The organism is Streptosporangium sp. 'caverna', assembly GCF_003203775.1.
Taxonomy (GTDB): Bacteria; Actinomycetota; Actinomycetes; order Streptosporangiales; family Streptosporangiaceae; genus Streptosporangium; species Streptosporangium subroseum.
Window position 1 is genome coordinate 8,879,036 of the sequence record NZ_CP029711.1, and the last position, 17,994, is coordinate 8,897,029.

A 17,994-nucleotide genomic window follows, 5' to 3' on the forward strand; every position below is an offset into this window, starting at 1 on the left:
TTCGAACGGTGCGAGCCGGGAAGGCCGGGCGCCATGGGTGTGACGCCCGGCCTCCGTGACGGGTTCAGCCGATCGGGTACGGGATCTAACCGATCAGATGCTTCATGATCTTCTTGATGGTCGCGGCCCGCTCGGCCGCACTGGCCACCTGTTCCAGGCCGAAGCCGAGGAACACGCTGTCCTTCGTCGACACGGCGGCCGTCTTGTCGGCCTGCGCCCTGGCGAAGTCACCGGCGCCCGCCGGGCTGCCCGTGGGCGGTCCGGGGATCGCCCAGACGCCGAGGCCGGATTCGAAGCCCTCCGCATCGGGCGCGCCGCCGGTGGTGGTGACCCTGGTGTCGTCGACGAACGCGCCGACGCCGCCGGTGCCAGGGTCGGTCACGTAGCTGATCGACACCTCGACCCGCTGGCCCGCGTACGCGGACAGGTCGAAGGCCACCTGCTGCCAGCCGCCGGAGTTACCGGTGAAGCTGTTCCACGAACCACTGGTTCCGGTCGCCGCGCAGGTGGCGCCCGGCGTCAGGTAGTGCAGCAGCCACGGGTGCTCCTCCAGCAGGAACCCGGCCTCGCACTCGGCCGGAACCGTGGTGCCGGTCCCGCCGTTCAGGTCGGGCAGCGTCGTCCAGTTGTCCTGGCCGGCCGTGTGCGCCTCGACGATGACGTTGTCGTATCCCTCCTCGGTGTCATAGGAGAGCTGGAATTCCAGCCTGGGCCGCTGGGCGGCGGGCACCGCGGCCAGGTCGACCGTACGCGTCAGCCTCATGTAGGCGTCGTCGGTGTGCCCTCCGGCGACGTACCAGTTGCCCTCGACCGGGTCGAACGGCCCGTTCCCTCCGACGTAGGTGGCCGAGGCCGAGCTCTTGAACTGCGGGAATCTCGCCGGTGGCAGGGTGTCGCTGGTCACCTGGAGGCTTCCGGCCTCGTCCAGCGGGTTGGCGACGGTCGCCGGGCCGCCGAAGGTCCCGCTCGCGCCGTTCAGCCCGGTGCCGGTGCCGGCGAATCCGGTCGGCCCGCTGCGCGGGTTGCGGCCGTTGACGCCGAGATAGTACTGGGCGAAGTCGTCGGCGAGGATCAGGCACTCCTCGAAGAAGCCGTCCTGGCTGGTGATGACGCAGTCGGCGTCCGGCGCGCCGTCCAGGCCGTAGTAGATGCCGCCGAGCGAGGTGCCGAAGAAACCGTAGTACGCGGCGGTCTCCCCGGTGTGCAGCAGCTTGCCGCCCTCGTTGAGATAGTCGCGGACCGCGATGGTCAGGTCCTGCTGCGACCGCTTGACGTCCATGTCCGGCAGCGGGCCGAAGGGGGTCTGGGTGACCACGTCCTGCGCGTCCATCGCGAGCCGGTCGTCACCGAGATACCAGGCCACCGCCTTGAAGTGGCCGAGCACCCCGAGGTGGTGCGGCACGCCCTGGGCGTCGACGTCCCACGTCTCGGAGGAGTAGCCGGCGCTCTGCAGCGCCTGCCTGTACTGCGCGGCGTACTTCGGCGCGGTCACCGACGCCGGGTAGTCGGGGTTGAAGCCCGTGTAGTCCTCGTTCGCGACCACCAGCACCTTGGCGTTGGACTTCTTCTCCAGTTTGTACGTGAAGTGCTTGCTCTCCACGGTGCCGGTGCCGCTCTTGAACCCGGCGAACCAGACCTCGACCCTGTCCCCCGGCCTGGCGCCCTCCACCTTGGCGCGGTACTCGGCGAAGTACTCGTCGTTCTCGTCGCCGTAGCGCTCGCCGCCGTTCCACTCGGTGAGCCCGCGGAGCCGTACGGGACCCCCGTTGATACGGAAGCGCATCTGCTTGGTCGACAGGGACCGCCGGGCGACCACGGCCACCGGCTGCGGGTCACCGTAGGAGACGGTGAAGGTGTCGGGTTTGAAATCGGGGACGGTACGGCCCACCGGGGAGACCGGGTTCTCGGGGGTCTTCACCGACTTGGCCAGGTCGATCGCGAGCGGGATGTTCTTGGCGAACTCCGCCTGGATCAGCGCCTCGCTGTCGGGGAAGGTGAAGCCCGAGCCGCCCGCGCAGTCGGCCTGCGTCCACTCGTCGTCCGGGACGCTCGCCACCGCGGACTCGCAGGTGCCCATCTCCGGAGTGATCGCCAGGGTGCCGTACTTCTTGCTCATGTGGCCGTCGGTCTCACCGTTGGTGGTGTAGAGCTCGGCCGAGATGTCGGGGTCATAACCGGGTACGGCGGGCGTCGCGTCGTCGCCGAGCAGCGCCTCGAAGATCAGATCGTCGGGAGAAGGGGTCGCCTGCTGCCAGCCGACGCCGTAGAGCAGGAGCTGGGCGGCCGAGTGGTAGTTGAGCAGGTAGGTGAACTTCACCTTCTTGGCGAGGTTGTCGACCGCCCTGGTCTCGGGCTCCGACTGGGGGCTCGCCCCGCGGTAGGTCTCGCTCGCCGGGTTGTCCGAGGAGCCCTCGTTGTCGTAGCCCCACTTGTGCTCGAAGTTACGGTTCAGGTCGACGCCGTCGCCGGAGGTGATCTGACCGTCGCCGTTGTTGTCGCGCATGTTCTTGCGCCAGAGCCGGTTGTCCCCGGTGAAGGTGTGGTCGTAGCCGTCAGGGTTGGACACGGGGATGAACCACAGCTCGGTCGTGTTCACCAGCTGGGTGATCTCGGGGTTGGTGCCGTAGCCGTTGAGGAAGTGGAGCAGGAGCCTGCGGGTCATCTCCGGGGTGATCCACTCGCGGGCGTGCTGGGCGGCCATGTAGAGCACCGCCTTGCGCGTCCCGTCCCTGAGCTGCCGGGCGTCCTTGGTGACCTTGATCGCAGTGAGGGGCTGACCGCCGACGGTCGTGCCGATGTCCACGACCTTCGCGATGCCCGGCTTGCCGTTCGCCGCCTTGACGATCTGCTCGCGGATCCCGCCCGCGCCGCTGTACGGCTTGTAGACGCCGTCCCCCTTGGCCGCGACCCTCTTGTCCTTGTCGGCGGCGAGCGGTTGTTCCTTCAGGCCGAGGCCGGCCTTGCGGAGCTCCTCGGCCTGGGCCTCGCCGAGGATCGCCTCGACCACGACCTTCTTGCCGTCGGCGGACTTGCCGAGCCGCATCTCCTCCCGGTCGACGCCCGACTTCAGCAGGGTGTCCATCTGCTGCGACGTGAGCTCACCGGTGTAGACGTGTACGCCGTCATTCCCGCCCGGCGGGCTCGGCACCGCCGCCGCGGGGGGAGCCACGATCGTGCCCAATACCAGTGCCGTGATAGCGAGAATGGCCCATCTCGCACGTTTCATTGCAACCTCCGCCTAGTCCCCCGAAAAACAGGAACGTCCGAAATCTGCGCGGCTGCCTGATCGGTGTCAACGCCAATCGTCGCTGCTGTCACGCCGTGGCCACATGTGGTCAGAGCGACCTTTGGGTCTTCACGACTGCTGCCGGACGTGCAGGCGTGCGTCGCCTGAGAACGGACCGAAACCGGCTCCGCCACCGCTCACGGCTTCAGCGTGAACCTCTTCCTCGACGCGCCCGGGAACACGACGACCAGGTGCTCCTCCCCCGCATCGCCGACTCGTACGTAGATACGGAGCCGGTAGCGGCCCTTCCCCGCGATCGCCAGGTTCGGCATCGGGGCACCCGCGCCGACATCCCCGCCGTCCATCTCCGGCACGGTGAGCCGGCCGCTGCGGCTGACGATCGGTACCTCGTTGACCTGCTGCCACCCGGCCGTCCGCTGCGGCGGCGCGGTGCGGAAGGCCTTCACCGTGAGGCACAGATCGATGACGTCCTCGACGTGCCCGATGAGCACCGAGGTGCGGGTCACCCCGATGAGGGTGCCGTCGTCGTACATCTTGTCGATCGCCTGCTCCGACGCCTCCTCGGTCACTTCGGCCTCGGGGTCGTGGACCAGATAGCCGTGATCGCCGTCGGCGAAAAGGAAGTAGTTGGCCGTGGCCTGGACGACACCCTTCGTCCGGGGCCACGGGTCGCGGCACTGCGCGTTCTTCTCGGCGATGTAGGCGGTGTTCGCCGCCTTCGTCTCCGTGGCCGACCGCAGCAGCTCGGGATGGGTCGCGCCGACGATCTCCGGACAGACGTAGACGAGGTCCCACGGGTCCGCGCCCCAGGCGGGCCGCGCGCTCCCGGCCCGCGTCAGGATCGCCTCCTGCTCCTCGCGGTCCTTCGTACGACACAGCGCCCGCCCGGACGCAAGGATCTGCTGGTCCGACAGGCTGTCCGGGAACATGGGCGGGACACCGCCATCTGTGCTCCGCGCCCGGCACAGGAACGCGGCGTCGCGTTCCGCGGGTTTCAGGTCACCGAAGCTGGGCCGGTCGTAGCAGTCCATCGACCAGCCGGTGTAGGTGAGGTGCGGGGTCTGCTCCGGGTGGATGAGTGCGATGATCGGCAGTACGGCCACGGCCGCCACCGCGACGCGGGTCACGCGCCGCCGGGCGGGCGGAAGGTCCGCCGGGCGGTCCTCGGTGGGCAGTTCACGGGCGGTCGCCGCGAGCCACACGAGGTTGATGAGCCCCACCGCGTCCATCATGACCAGTATCGCCAGACTGCCGCTGGAGATCCATCCGAGGAGAATGTCGAGCGGGATCACCAGCGCGTAGACGCTCACCGACAACCACCCGGCGACCTGCGTGCCGCGGCTCCACCGGCCGTCGCGCCGCTGCCCGACGATCGTGATGATGGTCGCCGCCACCCCGGCCAGCATCAAGCCCAGTGCGACGATGCCGCCCGATCCAAGCTCTGCGAGGTCGAGTTCGTCGAGCAGTTCGCCGGCCATCCCGGCCAGCCCGACCGCGAACATCGCTCCGGCCGCCGCGCGCAGCATGCGGGACCGCCAGCGGATGACGAGCAGGTAGAGGATGTCGATCGCGGCCCACAGCGCGAGCTGCAATGCCGCGTCGACCGCGTCGGGGAGCAGCGCGATCGGGTACCACAGCACGAGGGTGTACGCCACCGCCAGATACAGCAGTCGGCGCAGCGCCTTCGCCCGGCGGTCCAGCGGTCCCGGCGCGGGGGCACGCAGGATCAGCCACAGGAGCGCGACCTTCACCAGGGCGGCCACGAGCAGCGCCACAGTCGTCAGGGTGTCGAACCCGTCGGGCGCGTAGAACTCCACATAGGCCGGCGGCGACCATTCGACGGCCACCCAGAGCCAGGCGTCGTCGAGCACCAGGCCCGCGATCGCCGCCGCAAGAATCAGGCCTACTAATCCGGTCCTGATAATTCGCCAGAAACCATCCGAAAGCACGGGACGTGATCTTAGTGCGGCACCGCCGTACAGGCGGACACAGCGGAACAAGCGGTCCCGCCCCGCCGATCGGACTCCAGCCGCTGAAAAGAACGCGAAAACAATTTCTTCAGCGGCTGCCGGATTCGCCATTGGCGAGCAACCGGCGTACGGCGTCCACGACCGTATATCTGCGGCGGTCGCGATCAACCGGGGCGTTCACCCCCAGTTCGGGGGTCATCGACGCCCAGGCCGTGGATATCGACAGGACCAGCGTCAGGAGCTCGACCGGGGTGTAGTGGCCCGGCAGAACGCCCTCTCGCTGGGCGTGCTCCAGCTTCTCCAGTTTCCCCTGGTTGGACGAGACGACGGCCTGCAGGGAGGCTCCCCGCGGTCGCTCCAGCCGATACCAGGTGGCCAGGCGCAGGGTCTCGGGATGATCCTCGTAGCGATCGAACAGCCGTCCGGCGTAACCCGGCAGGTCGGGGGCGTCGAACGGTACCTCGTCGATGAAGGCCGCGACGTGCGCGCTGAAGACCGCGTCGAACAGCTGATCCTTGTTTCCGAAGTAGGCGTAGATCATCGCCTTGTTGCATCCGGCGGCCTCGGCGATGCGATCCACCCGGGCTCCCGCGATGCCCAGCGCGGAGAACTCCACGCCCGCGGCCTCCAGTAGTCGCTTCCTGGTCCGATCCGCGTCCCGTGCCATCTCCCCACCCTACTCGCAACCAACCGGTCAGTTGACACGAACCACGCGGGGGTGTTCCATGAGAAACGTTGCAACCAACCAGTCAGTTAATTCGGGTCGACAGAGATCGACCGGGCAAGCAGAGAGAGAACCACAGTGATCGTCTACGACAGGCTCTTCATCGGCGGCCGGTGGGCCGAGCCCGCCACGACCGAGTTGCTCGACATCCGCTCGCCCCACGACCGGTCACTGGTCGGGCGTGCCGCCCAGGCCTCCCCCGCCGACGTCGACCGGGCGGTCGCCGCCGCCAGGGAGGCCTTCGACCGCGGGCCCTGGCCCAGGATGACCCCGGGCGAGCGCCAGGCCGTCATCGCCCGGTTCGGCGAACTGCACGCGGCGCGGACCGAGGAACTCGCCGCCCTGGTCACCTCGGAGAACGGCTCCGCGATCTGGTTCACCCGCTGGACGCACACCGCTCTCGCCGAGCAGACCGCCGCCTATCTGCGGGCCGCCGAGTCCTTCGGATGGGAGGAACGCCTGGACCCCTCCGGTGCGTCCGGCACCGTGGTGCGCCGCGAACCGGTCGGCGTGGTCGCCGCGGTCATTCCGTGGAACGCCCCGCACCAGTCGGCCCTGGTGAAGATGGTCCCGGCGCTGCTCGCGGGCTGCACCGTCGTCCTCAAGGCGTCGCCCGAGACCGCGCTGGACGCGCTGGTGCTGGGTGAGATCTTCGCCGAGGCGGGGTTCCCCGACGGCGTGGTCAGCATCCTGCCCGCGGACCGGGAGACCAGCGAGTATCTCGTGTCACACCCCGGCGTCGACAAGATCGCCTTCACCGGGTCGACGGCCGTCGGGCGCCGCATCGCGTCGCTCGCGGGGCAGCAGCTCAAGCGAGTGAGCCTGGAGCTGGGTGGCAAGTCCGCCTCGATCATCCTTGAGGACGCGGATCTCCCTGCGGTGGTCGAGGGACTGAAATGGGCGTCTTTCGCCAACAACGGGGAGAGCTGCGTCGCCCACACCCGCATCCTCGCCCCGCGGAGCCGTTACGACGAGGTCGTCGCGGCGTTGAAGACCATGGTCGAGGGACTCAAGGTGGGAGATCCCTCGGACGCGTCGACGTTCGTCGGGCCGATGGTCAGGGCCGACCAGCAGGAGCGGGTCCGGTCCTACATCGAGCTCGGCGTCAAGGAAGGCGCCCGCCTCGTCACCGGCGGCTCCGACGTCCCGGAGGGACTGGAGGGGGGCTTCTACGTGCGGCCCACGCTGTTCGCCGACGTCGACAACGCCATGCGCATCGCTCAGGAGGAGATCTTCGGGCCGGTGCTCGTCGTCATCCCCTTCGAGGACGAGGAGGACGCGGTACGGATCGCCAACGACTCCCCGTACGGCCTCGGCGGCGGAGTGTGGACCACCGACCCCGAGCACGGCCTGGAGGTCGCCCGCCGCATCCGCGCCGGTTTCTGCACGGTGAACAACGCCGATCCCGGATTCGAGGGGCCCTTCGGGGGCTACAAGGCCAGCGGCATCGGCCGCGAGTTCGGGGCCGTGGGCCTGGCCCAGTACGTCGAGCACAAGACGATCGCGGTCTGAGGGAAGATCACGGCCAGTAACGGGGTGGCCGGCGGCCTTCGACAAGTGGGCCATCGGCACGCCCGGGGATCGGACGAGATGGCCCGCGGCCTTCACGTAAGCGGGCTGCCCGCATGCCCCGAGGATCGAACGAGATGCCCGACGGCTCTCACGCAAGCGGACCACCGGCACGCCCGAAGGCGGACGATGGAGATCAAGACTCGATGCACTCCCTTTAAAGTGTCGACACTTTTAGGGCGATCGCGGCGATCAGCGCCACCCGCTTCCCGGGAGAATCACCCGGCCATACCGATCCTGACCAGGATTGGGAGGATCGCCATCCGATACAGATCCGACCTTTGCCTACCATTTCTGGACATCGAAATCAAGTGCTGTTTCAATGGAAGTGTCGACACTTTGCGGTGGATCACAGTGAATGCATCCCGATGAGGCGCCTGTGAGCCCCTTCCGCACGTGAGGCCGGCACGGGGCCGGACGGTCCCGAAACGATGAGGAGGTAAGAGGGGGTAAGGGATGTGGCATCCCTTGAAGAGGTCAACGACCTTCGCAGCTGGCTCGACCTCGCGGGCGAACTCGGCGAAGTCAGGACCGTCACCGGCGCCCACTGGGACGAGGAGATCGGCGCCGCTTCCGAGGTGAACTACAGGCGCCCGTCACCGCCGGCCCTGCTGTTCGACGACATCGTGGGCTACAAACGGGGACAGCGTGTCCTCACGGCCAGTATGGCGAATGCCCGCAGGCTGGGCATGACCCTCCGGCTGGGCACCTCGCTCGACGACCGCGGGCTGGTCGAGGCGCTGCGCACCCGCCCGAACGAATGGGTGGCGAACGCGGCCGGATACCCCGTCCGGGAGGTCGGTTCCGGCCCGATCTGCGAGAACGTCCTCGTCGCGGGTGACGCGAACCTGCTCGACTTCCCCGTACCGAAATGGCACGAGGCGGACGGCGGCCGCTACGTCGGCACCGGGTGCGCCGTGTTCACGACCGACCCGGCCACCGGAACGCTCAACGCGGGCACCTACCGGATGCAGGTGCAGAGCGACGGGCGGGCCGCGAGCGTCAACATCGAGGCGGGCAAGCACGGGGCCGCGCACCTCCGGGACTGGTTCGCCAGGGAGGGGCGCGCTCCCGTCACCGCGTCGTTCGGGCACGATCCGCTGCTGCTCGTCGTCGCCGGCACCGAGGTGCCGACCGGCCTGTCGGAGCTCGAGTACGCCGGTGCGGTGATGGGGCGGCCGTTCGAGGTGATCCGCGGCGAGGTGACCGGGCTGCCGATCCCCGCGCGCGGCGAGCTCGCGGTCGAGGGCTGGCTGTATCCGGACCGGCGGGAGCCGGAGGGTCCCTTCGGGGAGTGGACCGGCTACTACAGCGGCGGGACCGAGGCGGTGCTCACCATGGACGTCGAGCGGCTGTACCACCGCGATGATCCGATACAGCTCGGCGCCCCTCCCGGCAAGCCGCCGCACGACTACTCCTACATGCGCAGCGTGATGAAGTCGGCGATGATCCAGGACGCGCTCGTCAGGTCGGGGCTGCCGGGTGTGGAGGGGGTGTGGGCGCACGAGGCCGGAGGCGGCCGCCAGCTGCTCGCGGTGGCCATCCACCAGCAGTACGCGGGCCACGCGCGCCAGGCCGCGTACCTCACCTCGCAACTGCCGTCCGCCGCCTACATGAACAAGTTCGTGGTCGTCGTGGACGCCGACATCGACTTCCGCAGCCTCAACGACGTGATGTGGGCCGTCTGCACCCGCGCCGATCCGGCCGAGGACATCGAGATCATGCGCCGGACGTGGGGCAGCCGGGTCGACCCGCTCCGCGCGCCCGGCCTCCCGCCGTTCAACACGCGTGCCGTGATCGACGCGTGCCGCCCCTGGACCCGCCTGCCGGATTTCCCCCGCGTGGCCGAGGCGGGCCGGGACCTGGTCGACCGCGTCGTCCGGCGCTGGCCCGACCTGCTCGGCGGCTCCCGATGACGGCGAACCCCAGGTCACGTTCCGTACGCCCCCCGGCCGGCGACGCCACCCGACGGCCCGAACCGATGAGGATGCGGAGAGCGAGATCATGACGGTCTGCCTGCGCTTCAGGCTCAATCACGAGGACGTGGAGATCCACGTCCGGGATCCGGCCTCGACGCTGCTCGACGTGCTGCGCGACGACCTCGGCCTCACGGGTACGAAGTCGGGCTGCGCCATCGGCTACTGCGGGGCCTGCACGGTCATCGTCGACGGTGAGGCCGTCCCGGCCTGCCTGCGGATGGTCGGCCTGCTCGAAGGCCGTGAGGTGCGGACGATCGAGGACCTGAGCGGCCCGGAAGGTCTCGACCCGGTCCAGGCCGCGTTCGTGAAGTGTGCGGGCCTGCAGTGCGGCTTCTGCACTCCGGGCCACGTGATGGCGCTCCGGGCGCTGCTCGACGAGGAGCCGGAACCTGACGACGAACGGATCCGGCAGACCGTCGACGGCAACTACTGCCGCTGCACCGGATACGTGAAGATCCTCGACGCGGCGCGGGAGGCCGTGGCACTCCAGAAGGCCGCAACCGTCCGGAACTCGCGAGCCGAAGCGGCGACGTCCCGGAAGGAGAAGGCACCAACCGGAGCGGGAACGCCCCAGAAGACACAGACCGGAGCCGCGACGCCCCGGAAGGAGAGGGCACGGACCGGAGTGAGAACGTCCCAGGGGGCGCGGGCCGGAGCGGCGACGTCCCCCGAGGGGAGGCGTTAATGACGGCCGATCTCAACCGGGGGCGGGTGCCGACGACGGCCGGCCTCAGGGAGAGGGCTCCGATGCCGGTCGACGTCGCCCGCGAGGTGCTGACACCGGCCAGGGAGCTTCCCGCCACCGATCTGCCGTCCGGACGTGTCCTGCCGCCGTTGATCGGAAGCGCGGTCGAGCGGATCGACGCGGCGGAGAAGGTCTCCGGCGAGGCCGTCTACGCCGGTGACGTGCGGCTGCCCCGGATGCTTCACGGGGCCGTGCTCCGTTCGCCGCACGCGAGTGCCCGGGTCGTGCGGATCGACACCTCGCGCGCCGAGCGCCTGCCCGGCGTCCACGCCGTCATCACGGGCGCCGACACCGCGCGGATCAGGTGGGGGGCGTTCCGCCCGGACCTCTACCCGCTGGCGATCGACCGGGTCCGCTACGTCGGCGACGAGGTCGCGGCCGTCGCGGCGACCGATGCCGAGACCGCCCGGCGCGCGGCCGAACTCATCTCCGTGGAGTACGAGGTGCTGCCCGCCGTACTCGGCCTGGACGAGGCGCTCGCCGAGGGCGCGCCGCTCGTCCACGACGACGCGCCGGGCAACGTCGCGCACGAGTTCGCGTTCGACCGGGGCGGAGCCGACGAGTGGTTCGAGCGCAGCGACGTGATCGTCGAGGGCGTCTGGCAGAGCGCTCGCCAGTGGCACGGATCGATCGAGACGATCGGCTGCACCGCCGAATGGTCGCGGGACCGGGTCACCCTGTGGGTGAACACCCAGACGCCGTTCCTCGCCCGCCGGCGCTACGCGACCGCGCTCGGCCTGCCGTCGCGCAGCGTGCGCGTCATCCAGACCGAGGTCGGCGGAGGCTTCGGCGGCAAGTCGGGCGACGACAACACCTCGGTGATCTGCGCGATCCTGGCGAGGAGGGCGGGCCGCCCGGTACAGCTCCTCAACACCCGCGAGGAGGAGTTTCTCGCGAGCCGTCCCCGCACGCCGATGCGCTGCCGGGTCCGTCTCGGGTTCACCTCGGACGGTCTGGTGACCGCGAAGGACATCGACCTCATCGCCGACAACGGCGCCTACACCGGCAAGTCGCAGGCCGTCCTCGGCGCGGCGACCGTACGGCACGACGCGCTCTTCGCCTACCGCGCGGTGCGGGCGCGCTCGCGGCTGGTCTACACCAACCTCGTTCCCACGGGCGCGTTCCGGGGCTTCGGCAACCCCTCAGCGGACTGGGCCGTCGGCCAGGCGTGGGACCTCGCGGCGGCCAGGCTCGGCATCGAGATGCCCGACCTGCTCCTGCTCAACGCCGTCGAGGAGGGCGGCGTCTCCCTCCACAACCACAGGATCGGCAGCTGCGAGCTCAAGCAGTGCATCCGCAAGGCGGCCACGGCGATCGGCTGGTACGAGAAACGGTCCAACCCCACGCCCCACCGCGGCCTCGCGATGGGGGTCAGCGTCCACGTCTCCGGCCGGCGCAGTTTCGGTGACTACGACGGAAGCTCGGCGATCGTCCGGCTGACCGAGGACGGGCGCGCCGTCGTCATCACCGGTGAGGGCGAGATCGGCACGGGAGCGCGCACCACCCTCGCGCAGATCGCGGCCGCGGAGCTCGGGCTCGCGGTCGCGGACGTCACGGTCACGCGCCCCGACACCGACCTGACGACGCACGCGCTGGGCGCACTGGCGAGCCGCGTGACGTACGTCGCCGGCAACGCGGTGAAGCGCGCCGCCGCGCAGGCGTGCGAGCGGCTGCTGGCCGCCGCGTCGCGACAGCTCGGGCGGCCGGTGTCGGAGCTCCGGGTCGAGGACGGCCTCGTGCACGCTCCGCCCGCGCCGGGCGAGGACGGACCCGTCCGGCTACCGGTCGGGGTGGTCGTGCGCGCCGAGCTCTACCGGCCGAACGGCGAACCGATCATCGGCCTCGGCTCGTTCGACAACCCGTCGGAGTTTCCCGACGGGGTCAGGTACGGCAACGAGTCCGGTGCCTACAACTTCGCCGCCGAGGCCGCCGAGGTCGAGGTCGATCCCGCCACCGGCGCCGTGACCGTGCTGGAGCTCGCCGCGGTGGTCGACTGCGGGACCGTCCTCAACCCGCCCCTCGCCGAGGGTCAGGTCGAGGGCGCGATCGCCCAGGGAATCGGGATGGCTCTCACCGAACGCTTCGACTGGGCCGGCGGCGCGCCGACGCGCCCGAACTTCGTCGACTACAAGCTGCCGACCTCGCAGATCATGCCGAGGCTCCACGTCGAGTTCGCCGACTCGTACGAGCCGACGGGACCGTTCGGCGCGAAGGGCGTCGGCGAGATCGCCCTGGACCCGGTCGCGTCGATCGTGGCGAGCGCCGTGGCCGACGCCGTGGGGGTGCGCGTCCACGAGCTCCCGATCACCGCCGAGAAGATCTTCTGGGGCATCCAGGCCGCTCACGGACAAGGAGATCCGCCAGGGGCGTTCAGCCCGCCGACGAACGAGGACGTCCGGGACGGTCGGTCCGCTCACGAACGAGAAGACCGAGACCACCCACGCGAGGAAATCCGGGGCCTTCGATCCGCTCACGGCCGGGGGAGGCCGCCGGACCCTCCGTTCCGCACGGACCGGCGGGACGGTGATCGGCGATGACGATCCTCGACCGTGGCCTTCCGTCCCCCGGGGTCTCCCCCGATCCGGTGGCCCTGCTGACGCCGCGCTCCCTCGACGAGGCGCTCCACCTGCTCGCCGCCGAGGGCGCGGCCGTGCTCGGCGGGGGTGTGGGGCACACGCTGCGCCGCCACGACCGGCATCGCCGCGACCCGGCCTCGTCCGGCGCATCTCACGAAAGCGACGCGACCTCGTCCGATTCGCCCTCCGAGCGCGACGCGACCTCGCTGGTCTCGGTCGGTTCGCTTACCGAGCTCCGTACGATCTCGTGGTCCGGCGAGCACGTCACGATCGGCGCCGGCGTCCGGCTCGGCGAGATCGAGGCCGACGACCGGCTCGCCCGGACGTGGCCGATCGTGACGGAGGCGGCCGGCTCGGTGGCGACGGGCCGGATCCGGAGGCTGGTCACGCTCGGCGGAAACGTCGCCGCCGGCGACGACAGTCACGATCTTCCCGTGGCGCTCGCCGCCGCGGGCGCCGTCCTGACGGTGCGGAGCGTCTCCTCGACGAGGACCCTCCGCATCGGGGAGGTGAACGACCTGGGCGGGGACGAGCTCATCCAGGAGGTCCGGCTCCCGATCCCCTCGGGTCGTGCCGGCTCGGCGTACGAGAAGTTCCTGTCGCGCGGCGTGTGGGAGTACGCCTGCGTGAACGTGGGGGCGGTCGTCCGGCTCGACGACGCCGGAGCGGCGCGGCGGCTCTCGCTCGCCGTCGGATCGGTGACGGGCGGGCCGGTCGTGGTCGATCCGGCCGACCTGCGGGGTGCGGTGGCCGGCGGTGCGCTCATCGACGAGGTCGCCCGGCGCGCGGCGGCCTCCACCCACCCGTACGGCGACGTCAAGGGCTCCGCGGAGTACAAGTCACGCATGATCGCCGAGTTCGCGCGCCGCGCCATGACCAGGGCGGTTCGCCGCGCCGAAGGGACACCGCGTTCGGGAGGAGAGAGCACATGAGCGATCCACGGTGAGGCACGCATACGGGACGGCGTCACGCTGTCGTTCACGAGGTATTCCGGAGGAAAGAGCACATGACCACGGAAGCGATTCACGGTGAGGCACGCACGCGGGACGGCGTCACGCTGTCGTTCACGAGGTATCCGGCCGGGAAGGGGACCCCTCGGATCGTCTTCGTGCACAGTCTGGCCCTGGACCGGTCACTGTGGTCCCGTGTGACCGAGGCGCTCGACGGGCGTGCCGACATGGTCGCCTACGACTGCCGCGGGCACGGACGGTCGGGCCGTCCCCGCGGACCGTACACGACCGCGCAGTTCGCCGACGACCTCGCCGACCTGCTCGACCACCTCGGCTGGGCGGACGCCGCCGTCGTCGGGTGCTCGATGGGCGGCTGCGTCGCGCAGGCCTTCGCCTCCCGGCACCGTGGTCGTACGTGTGCGGCGCTGTTCGTGGACACGACGGCGTGGTACGGCGCCGCCGCCGCGCAGAACTGGGCCACCCGCGTCGTGGCGGCGCGGGAGAAGGATCTGCGGTCGCTGGTCCCCTCCCAGCTGGCCCGCTGGTTCGGGGACACGTTCCGCGAGGCCAATCCGGAGCTGATGAGCCGGCTGGCCGACATCTTCGTCGCCAACGACCTCGACTGCTACGACGCGGCGTGCAAGATGCTCGGCGCCGCGGACCTGCGGCGGGCCGCGTCCACGATCGCCCACCCCGCGGCCGTCCTGGTCGGGGAGGACGATCAGGCGACGCCACCGGCGATGGCGAAGGACCTCGCGGAACGCATCGGGGACGGCGCCGCCGTCGTCGTGCCCCACACCAGGCACCTCACCCCCCTGGAGAATCCCGGGGCCGTGGTCGGTGCGCTGACAGATCTGCTGGAACGGGCGGCCGAGAGGAGCCACTCATGAGCACCGGAACCGTCGACGTCCACGCCCACCACGTGGGCGCGGACGCCATCGAGCGCATACGCGACGAGGGCGCCGATCACGGCGTCCGGCTCGTCACCCATGAGGCGGACACCCGGATCGAGGTGGCCGGGCGGCTGAGCGGGCAGCCGCTGTTCTCCCGGCTCGGCGACGTGCGGGCCCGGCTGTCCTGGATGGATGCCGAGGGGATCGACGTCCAGCTGGTCTCGTCGTGGATGGACCTGTCGGGCTACGATCTCGACGGCCCGTCCGGACGATGGCTCGCCGGCATCCAGAACGACTCCGTGTCCGCGCTGGCGGCGGCCCATCCCGACCGGTTCCGGGCGGCCGCGGCGGTGCCGTTGCAGCAGCCCGACCTGGCCGTGCGCGAGCTGCGCCGGGCCGTCACCGACCTCGGCCACGAGGCGGTGCAGATCGGCGCGCGCGTCAACGATCTGGGGCTCGACGACAGCAGCCTGGAGGTCTTCTGGGATGCCGTCGAGGGGTTCGACATCCCGGTGATCGTGCACCCCGCCGGGCTCGACGTGCCCGAGCGCATCAGGCGTCTGTTCCTCTACAACCTCGTCGGCAATCCGTCGGAGACGACGTTCGCGGCGGCGGCCCTCCTGCTCGGAGGGGTCCTGGAACGCCATCCGCGCCTGCGCGTGCTGCTGGTCCACGGGGGAGGTTTCATCCCGTACCAGATCGGCAGGCTCGACCGGGGGTTCGTCGCGGCCCCGCCGGCGATTCGCCCGCGCGGCACCCGCGGTCCCCGCCAACTCCTGGACCAGCTCTACTTCGACTCGGTGCTGCACGACGCCGGCGCCCTGCGCCACCTCGTGAACTTCGCGGGCGCCGGGCATGTCCTGCTGGGGAGCGACTATCCGTTCGCGATGGGCCTCGATCACCCGGTCGAGGCACTCGACGCCGCGGAGCCTGACCGATCGGAGCGCGAGACCATCCTCGGCGGGGCCGGCCCGTTCGGCGGGGTCAGCCTGGCGAACCGGTCCACCCGGAGCGCTCCACCGCGGCGAGTCCCCGGCGAACGATGGACCGCGTGAGGGCGGCCGCCAGCTCGGCCTCTCCCTCGGCGTACGCCCGGACCAGCCGGCGGTGGTCGTCGACCGACCTGTCGATCCTTCCGGGCAGGGAGAGGCTGAAATGGCGCAGCTGGAGGGTGCGGATGCCGAGGGAGTCGAGGACGTTGCGGACGGTCTCGTTCCCGGCGAGCCGTGCCTCCGCGTTGCGGAACTCGACGACGAGCCAGAAGTATCGGTCCAGGTCCCCGGAGGCCGCGGCCTCCTCAAGCCGGCTCTGGATCCGGCCGAGCACCTCGAGGTCCCCCGCCGTGCACCGGGCGACGATCCGCCGGCTCACCAGGCCGTACAACTCCGATCGCAGCTCGTATATCTCACGGACCTCGGCGATCTCCAGGCGACGCACCCGGGGCCGCCTGCGGGCCGCGATCTCGACCAGGCCCTCGCGTTCGAGGGTCATGAGCGCCTCGCGGACGGGGGTGCGGCTGCTGTTGAACCGTCGTGCGAGCTCGACCGAGTTGAGATCGTCTCCGGGCTTCAGCCGGCCTTCGACGATCGCGGTGCCGACCGAGACGAGGATCTGCGCGCCGACGCTGCCGACGTCCTCGGCCCGCCCGAGCACCCTCAGGATCTCGCGTTCGCCCGCGGTCGGCGACGATCCGGCCCGTGGCCGGAGGGCCTGGTCATTCCTCTTGATCGTCATTGCCGCTCACCGCCCCGTCGCTCCCTGAAGGGTCCCGTCATGAATCACCAAATCACACCCCGGGTGCCGTGGGTCGTCGGAATCACCGGAGCCAGCGGGACACCGTACGCGGCGGCGGTCCTCCGGGCGTTGCTCGACGCGGGAGAGGCGATCGACCTCGTCGTCAGCAAGGCCGCTCGCCTGACGATGCTCGACGAGACCGGCCTGTCCTTCCGGGAGGCGCGGTGGCAGACCGACGTGAAGGCGTTCCTCGGGCGGAACCCGGGCGACATGATCGTATGGAAGGCCGCCGACTTCGCCGCGGGACCGGCGAGCGGCACGTACCCGACCCGCGGGATGATCATCGTGCCCGCGACGACCGCCGTCGTCGCCGGCGTCGCGACCGGCATGAGCAAGGATCTGATCCAGCGCGCGGCGGACGTCACGCTGAAGGAACGCCGTCCGCTCGTGCTCGTACCGCGCGAGACGCCCCTGCGGCGCGTCGCGCTGCAGCAGATGGCCAACCTCGCGGGCGAGGGGGCGGTGATCCTGCCCGCGTCACCGGGCTTCTACGCGGGAGCGCGCGACGTCCAGCAACTGATCGACTTCGTGGCCGGGAAGGTCCTCGACGTGATCGGCGTCCCGCACACGCTGTCCGAGCGGTGGAGCGGCCGGCTCGGGTCAGGTCGCACGGCCGAACCCTGAGCGGGGCCGGTGACCTTCACGGAAGAACCGGCTCCGATCTCTCACCCGGTGCCCTTCGACGCGCCGCCTCGGCTCGTACGGTGCCCTGACCCACCCCGGATCGGCAGCGGATCGCAGCGAGGCGAATACTTTGAGTAGCCGGTTCTGCGTCATCCACGCGGACGGGCGGCGATCATCCATCACGGGCAAGGAGGAACCGGTATGCGACCAGCGGTCATCACCGCGGCGGCGGTACTCAGCGCCGCGATCAGCGGCACCGGGGCTCCGGCGGGCGTACGGACGGCATCCCCGGAGACGAGCGAGCACCCCGGCCTCGGACGGCAGGTCGCGCAGCCGTCCGGGCTCGGCCTTCCGGCCGAGGCGAATCGGGACGCCCCCGCCGAACGGCCCGGCTTCGAGATGCCGTTTCCCTGCGGGGAGACGTGGCAGGCGGCGACGAGGCCGGGGCACAGACCGCTGTTCGCCGTCGACTTCAACCAGGGCACCGGAGATGACGACTGGCACCGGCCCGTGGTCGCGAGCTGGGGTGGCACGGTGTCGGTCAAGTACGCCCGCAAGGGCTACGGCAACTATGTGATCATCTCGCACGGTGACGGCTGGTCCACGCTCTACGCCCATCTGGACAAGGTCCAGGTCAGCGCCGGGCAGTCGGTCGAGATGGGCCGGCCGATCGGCACGGTGGGCAAAAGCGGCAGACAGCGCAACCCACACCTGCACTACGAACAGCGCCTCGACGGTGACGATGTGCGCGCCGTACTGCACGGCCAGGAGGTGCCCTACTACGCGAGATTCGATCTCACCAGCCACAACTGCGGCAAGCCGGATCTCGCGGGTCATGACGATCGAACCCGCGCGGAGCCGAATGACGATCACCCGGGAATCACCAAAGCCCAGACCGGATAACCGGCCTGGGCTTTGAGTTG

Annotated in this window: 13 protein-coding genes; 9 read left to right on the plus strand and 4 right to left on the minus strand. The window is 70.3% G+C overall.

The window, feature by feature from the left end:
* Positions 1-85: 85 nt before the first annotated feature.
* The 3 genes from DKM19_RS38135 to DKM19_RS38145 form a co-directional block, all read right to left on the minus strand.
* Positions 86-3,226: a M14 family metallopeptidase gene (locus tag DKM19_RS38135; RefSeq protein WP_110702617.1), complete on the minus strand. Its 3,141-nt coding sequence runs from the start codon at positions 3,224-3,226 to the stop codon at positions 86-88.
* A 197-nt stretch (positions 3,227-3,423) separates the two neighbouring features.
* Positions 3,424-5,118, minus strand: coding sequence for a hypothetical protein (locus DKM19_RS38140; protein WP_110702618.1), 1,695 nt, complete (start codon positions 5,116-5,118; stop codon positions 3,424-3,426).
* A 187-nt stretch (positions 5,119-5,305) separates the two neighbouring features.
* Positions 5,306-5,884: a TetR family transcriptional regulator gene (locus DKM19_RS38145; protein WP_110702619.1), complete on the minus strand. Its 579-nt coding sequence runs from the start codon at positions 5,882-5,884 to the stop codon at positions 5,306-5,308.
* Positions 5,885-6,019: 135 nt separating this feature from the next.
* Between DKM19_RS38145 and DKM19_RS38150 the strand changes: the two genes are divergently transcribed.
* From DKM19_RS38150 to DKM19_RS38180, 7 genes are all read left to right on the plus strand, one after another.
* Positions 6,020-7,453: an aldehyde dehydrogenase gene (locus tag DKM19_RS38150; RefSeq protein WP_110702620.1), complete on the plus strand. Its 1,434-nt coding sequence runs from the start codon at positions 6,020-6,022 to the stop codon at positions 7,451-7,453.
* A gap of 515 nt (positions 7,454-7,968) precedes the next feature.
* Positions 7,969-9,426 (plus strand): UbiD family decarboxylase, encoded by a 1,458-nt coding sequence (locus DKM19_RS38155; protein WP_110702621.1) that lies wholly within the window; start codon positions 7,969-7,971, stop codon positions 9,424-9,426.
* Positions 9,427-9,514: 88 nt separating this feature from the next.
* Positions 9,515-10,174, plus strand: coding sequence for a (2Fe-2S)-binding protein (locus DKM19_RS38160; RefSeq protein ID WP_110702622.1), 660 nt, complete (start codon positions 9,515-9,517; stop codon positions 10,172-10,174).
* Positions 10,174-12,771: a xanthine dehydrogenase family protein molybdopterin-binding subunit gene (locus tag DKM19_RS38165; protein WP_110702623.1), complete on the plus strand. Its 2,598-nt coding sequence runs from the start codon at positions 10,174-10,176 to the stop codon at positions 12,769-12,771. Before DKM19_RS38160 ends, DKM19_RS38165 begins: the two co-directional genes overlap by 1 nt.
* Positions 12,768-13,742 carry a xanthine dehydrogenase family protein subunit M gene (locus tag DKM19_RS38170; protein ID WP_110702624.1) on the plus strand — a complete coding sequence of 325 codons (975 nt, stop codon included), beginning with the start codon at positions 12,768-12,770 and terminating at the stop codon, positions 13,740-13,742. Before DKM19_RS38165 ends, DKM19_RS38170 begins: the two co-directional genes overlap by 4 nt.
* A 74-nt stretch (positions 13,743-13,816) precedes the next feature.
* The gene (locus DKM19_RS38175; protein WP_110702625.1) at positions 13,817-14,650 is read left to right on the plus strand and encodes an alpha/beta fold hydrolase; all 834 of its coding nucleotides are present in this window, start codon (positions 13,817-13,819) and stop codon (positions 14,648-14,650) included.
* On the plus strand, positions 14,647-15,708 hold the full coding sequence (locus tag DKM19_RS38180) for an amidohydrolase family protein (protein ID WP_110702626.1): 1,062 nt from the start codon (positions 14,647-14,649) through the stop codon (positions 15,706-15,708). Before DKM19_RS38175 ends, DKM19_RS38180 begins: the two co-directional genes overlap by 4 nt.
* On the opposite strand, the gene DKM19_RS38185 is transcribed toward DKM19_RS38180, so the two are convergent.
* Positions 15,638-16,387: a GntR family transcriptional regulator gene (locus tag DKM19_RS38185; RefSeq protein ID WP_110702627.1), complete on the minus strand. Its 750-nt coding sequence runs from the start codon at positions 16,385-16,387 to the stop codon at positions 15,638-15,640. The genes DKM19_RS38180 and DKM19_RS38185 overlap by 71 nt on opposite strands.
* 39 nt (positions 16,388-16,426) lie before the next feature.
* Between DKM19_RS38185 and DKM19_RS38190 the strand changes: the two genes are divergently transcribed.
* Both DKM19_RS38190 and DKM19_RS38195 read left to right on the plus strand, forming a co-directional pair.
* A complete protein-coding gene (locus tag DKM19_RS38190) occupies positions 16,427-17,071 on the plus strand; it encodes a UbiX family flavin prenyltransferase (protein WP_110702628.1) in 645 nt (214 codons plus the stop codon).
* A 201-nt stretch (positions 17,072-17,272) separates the two neighbouring features.
* Positions 17,273-17,974, plus strand: coding sequence for a M23 family metallopeptidase (locus DKM19_RS38195; protein ID WP_110702629.1), 702 nt, complete (start codon positions 17,273-17,275; stop codon positions 17,972-17,974).
* Positions 17,975-17,994 lie beyond the last annotated feature (20 nt).